The sequence below is a fragment of the Tunicatimonas sp. genome, assembly GCF_049647865.1.
In the GTDB taxonomy this organism is placed as follows: domain Bacteria; phylum Bacteroidota; class Bacteroidia; order Cytophagales; family Cyclobacteriaceae; genus Tunicatimonas.
Map to the genome: position 1 here is coordinate 1 of NZ_JBARYM010000481.1, position 4,148 is coordinate 4,148.

General features: G+C 46.1%; 4 protein-coding genes. 2 read left to right on the plus strand and 2 right to left on the minus strand.

All coding sequences use genetic code 11. The features are described 5' to 3' along the window. A partial coding sequence (locus WBA23_RS14210; protein WP_424582939.1) for a hypothetical protein occupies positions 1-253 on the minus strand: 253 nt, incomplete at its 3' end. Positions 254-442: 189 nt separating this feature from the next. Here WBA23_RS14210 and WBA23_RS14215 point away from each other — a divergent pair. Both WBA23_RS14215 and WBA23_RS14220 read left to right on the plus strand, forming a co-directional pair. After that, the gene (locus WBA23_RS14215) at positions 443-2,872 is read left to right on the plus strand and encodes an ABC transporter permease (protein WP_424582940.1); all 2,430 of its coding nucleotides are present in this window, start codon (positions 443-445) and stop codon (positions 2,870-2,872) included. A 52-nt stretch (positions 2,873-2,924) separates the two neighbouring features. Continuing rightward, the gene (locus WBA23_RS14220) at positions 2,925-3,530 is read left to right on the plus strand and encodes a methyltransferase family protein (protein WP_424582941.1); all 606 of its coding nucleotides are present in this window, start codon (positions 2,925-2,927) and stop codon (positions 3,528-3,530) included. Here WBA23_RS14220 and WBA23_RS14225 read toward each other — a convergent pair. After that, on the minus strand, positions 3,531-4,148 hold a 618-nt coding region (locus WBA23_RS14225; RefSeq protein ID WP_424582942.1), incomplete at its 5' end, for an AIM24 family protein.

Genomic DNA, 4,148 nt, shown 5'->3' on the forward strand with positions numbered 1-4,148 from the left:
GATTAAATTTCATCAAGCCTACTGCAATGCCAGCTTGCATCGCTGGTTCTACTATTTTGAATTCTCGTTTGACAATATCCGGGGTTTCGGGAAAGCCCCCGAACAGGGTCAGTGTTCCCGTCGGCTCTTTCCTGGGCATCAGTAATTCGTACTGCTCCGTATCTTTAGTAGTAAAAGTACGTTTTTCATCCTGAGCGAAAACGCTGGGGCAGATTAGCAGTAGTGCCAGCAACAGAAGTGATAGTTTTTGCATAATTCTTTTTTGCTAAAGTAGTTAACCTCAAAAAAGAAGAAGGTAGCGAGGCCGTTAAAGTTTGTTAAATGGATATTTAATAATTATTGGCGGTCATTCCCTGCACCCTAGCGGTCGTTCACTGCATTTTGCTTGCTGATACAGCCAGTTTATTCCAATTTAGCTAGCGATCTTAAAATCTGATTAACTATGTTCGGGAAATACTTCACTACTGCTTACCGTAGCCTTACCAAACACAAGTTCTACTCGTTTATCAACCTGCTGGGCTTAGCCATTGGTACGGCATCTTGCTTGCTGATTCTGCACTACGTGCGCTACGAACTGAGCTACGAAGATTTTCATGAGAAATCAAATCAAATCTATCGGCTTACGTTGGATGTTTACGAGGACGGGGAATTGCAAGTGCAAGATGCCGAGGTGTATCCGTTGGCTGGTCCCGAATTAAAGGAGAACATGCCCGAGGTGTTGGATTTTGTCCGGCTGCACGATCAAGAATATTTGGTTTTCGGTACCGATACCTACCGGCAAACGGAACGACGGGCGTACTACGCCGATCCTTCGGTTTTTTCAATCTTTTCTCTAAATATGGTTCAGGGAGATACCGTGAGTGCCCTGGATGAACCGTTTGAGATAGTGTTGACCGAGTCTAAAGCAATACAGTACTTCGGTACTACCGATGTGGTGGGGAAAACGTTGGATTGGTTCGGGGGAACCTACGGGCCTAATGACGGGGGAAAGATGGTGAAAATTACCGGGGTAATGGAAGATTTGCCATCCAATACTCACCTAAAGATAGATTTTTTAATCTCCTATACTTCTCTACGGGATAAAGCCATTGGCTACCCAATTGGCTGGAATGCTAATAATGAGTTCACCTACTTGCTGATGGAGCCTCAGACTAATTTAGTTGCTTTTAGCGAAAAGATGGATCGGTTCGTTGAGAGCTTTAAATCAGCGGAGGGCTTTAACGACAGTGAAGAGCGGTTTGTCGTGCAGCCGATGGCCGATATTCACCTATACTCCAATAAAACCTATGAACCCGAAGCCAACGGAAATGCCGATACGGTAGCTTTTCTCTCGGTTATTGCGCTGTTTATTCTGGTGATTGCCTGGGTCAACTACGTGAATCTATCTACTGCCCGCTCGGTAGAACGTGCTAAGGAGGTAGGAGTAAAAAAGGCAGTCGGCTGCTCCCGTGGCCAATTGATTCGGCAGTTTTTACTCGAGGCTTGGCTGACTAACACGGTAGCCATGCTGATGGCTATTTTTCTGGTATACATCAGTTTCTCCGCCTTCCGCCAACTGAGTGGCCAACCGCTCACGATCAATCTATTTAGTGATCCTGACTTTATCATAATTATGATCGGACTAACACTAGGCGGAACACTGCTTTCGGGGCTGTATCCTGCTTTAATATTATCTTCCTTTCGTCCGGTAGCGGTAATGAAGGGTAAGTTGCAAAACACTACCCACGGCAGGTGGCTTCGGCAGGGCTTGGTCGTGTTTCAGTTTTTAGCATCGGTGGTCCTGATGGTAGGAACCTTCACCGTATATCAGCAGCTCACGTTTATGCGACAGCAGGAACTGGGGATGAATATGGATCAAGTGCTGGTAGTAAACGTACCGCTGGATATTCAGGTAGATTCTGTGGCTAGTTCCCGCATTGGTACGCTTCAGCAAGGTTGGGAAAATTTATCTACAGTAGCATCGGTAGGAAGTGCTAGTTCGGTTCCCGGAACCGGTTATAGTTTTTTGAATTCTAATCAAGGAGTGCGCCGCATGGGTAGTGAAGATGGTGGCAATATCACCTTTTACTGGTACCGAGCGGATGCCAACTATATGAACACGTTGGATATGCAGCTAGTAGCCGGACGAAATTTTCGGGAGGGTCTTAGGAATGAACGACAGATTATTGTGAATGAGGAGGCAGTACGGTTAATGGGCTTTGAAGATGCGGAATCAGCTGTCGGGCAGATTACCACGTTTTACGACAGTGCCGAAATCATTGGCGTCGCTCAAAACTACCATCACCTTTCGGTGAAAGAACCAATTATACCGCTGATGTATATGCACGGCAGCAGCAATTTGTACCAGTATCTGCGACTGACTACCGACGATCTTCCACAGACGATAGAGAGAGTGGAGGCTAATTATCAAGAAGTCTTTCCCAATAGCAATTTTTCATATTTCTTTCTGGACGATACCTTCGATCAGCAGTATTTAGCGGAAACCCGTTTCGGGCAGGTGTTCGGAGTATTTGCCGGGTTAGCAATATTGGTGGCTTGCTTAGGTTTACTAGGTTTATCTTCCTACACCAGCATTCAACGTACCAAAGAAATTGGCATTCGCAAGGCATTGGGTGCATCGGTAAGTCACATCATTCTACTGCTTACTAAAAGTTACTTTCAGCTTATTCTTATTGCGTTAGTAGTTGCTGTTCCGGTTGCTAATTATATAATGGGAGAGTGGTTGGAGCAATTTGCCTACCGCATTGATATCCACTGGTGGCTATTTATCATTCCGGGCTTGCTCGTTATCTTCATTGCAATATTCGCGGTAAGCGGACAGACACTGAAGTCGGCCCGGTCTAATCCGGTAGAAGCACTTAGGTACGAATAGAAAAAGCCGGAGCTAAGCGGTAGCCTTCCTCAAATTTCACCATATTTGAGAAATGGTAGTTTCCTATCTCATTCTGGCGGGTTTATGGCTGATGTACTTTGCGGTACACAGTTTACTCGCTTCACCGAAAGTAAAAAAGTGGACACGTTCCCGATTAGGAAAGCTTCATCGCTACTATCGGTTAGGGTATAATATTGTAGCGGTAGCTACCATCATTCCCATACTACTCTATAATTCCATTGTCTCTTCCGAACCCATAGTTGGCGACATTCGGGTGCGCGATATGCTGCAATTATTTGGATTGGTGCTGGCTGCCTACGGAATTATTGTTATTCATTTATCTTTTAAGCAGTTCTCTAAACGAGAATTTTTGGGTACCCCTCCTTTGGAAGCCAATTATACCCAGCCTCTTCGCACGGATGGCGTTCTACAGTACGTGCGCCACCCGCTCTACTCGGGCACTATACTAATTGCCTTAGGGCTGTGGTGCTTCTCACCTACGCTGGCCAACCTGATTACCGCCACTATTTGGATTATTTATATTTTGGTTGGAATTAGACTGGAAGAAACGAAACTACTGAAACTATACGGTGAAGAATACCAGGTTTACAAAAACCAAGTGCCCATGCTAATACCTAAATTGCGCCTTCGTCGGTGACTATTCTTCAAAAAAACTACCTAAAATTGAGCTCTCGCCTTTGTTATTGTTTTTGCCGTAAGGGGCAATAGCTGCCACTAGTTTGCGGAATGGCATAGACTGTAGCCACACTCGTCCGGTGCCCGACAGGGTAGCTAAGAACATTCCTTCGCCACCAAAGAGCATAGATTTTAAGCCGCCCGAACTTTGGATGTCAAAATTTACCGAAGACTCAAAGCCTACCACACAGCCGGTATCAATGCGCAGTGTTCCGTTATTTAATTGCTTCTCAATCACCGTTCCACCGGCGTGAATAAACGCTAGACCGTCGCCTTCCAAGCGTTGCAGAATAAAACCTTCGCCACCCACCAATCCTGAACCCAGCTTGCGGTTGAGCTGGATACTTACCTTGGTGCCAAGAGCTGCGCAAAGAAAAGAATCTTTCTGTACGGTCAGCGTATTCTGCTGCATTTCGGATAAATTTACTGGCACAATTGTGCCCGGATAAGGCGCGGCAAAGGCGGCTTTGGCTTTTCCGTGGCCCCGGTGAGTAAAGTGGGTCATAAAGGCCGACTCGCCAGTGAGCATGCGCGTCCCGGCGGAAACCAGCTTGCCGAAAAAACCTTGATTGGGATTGGA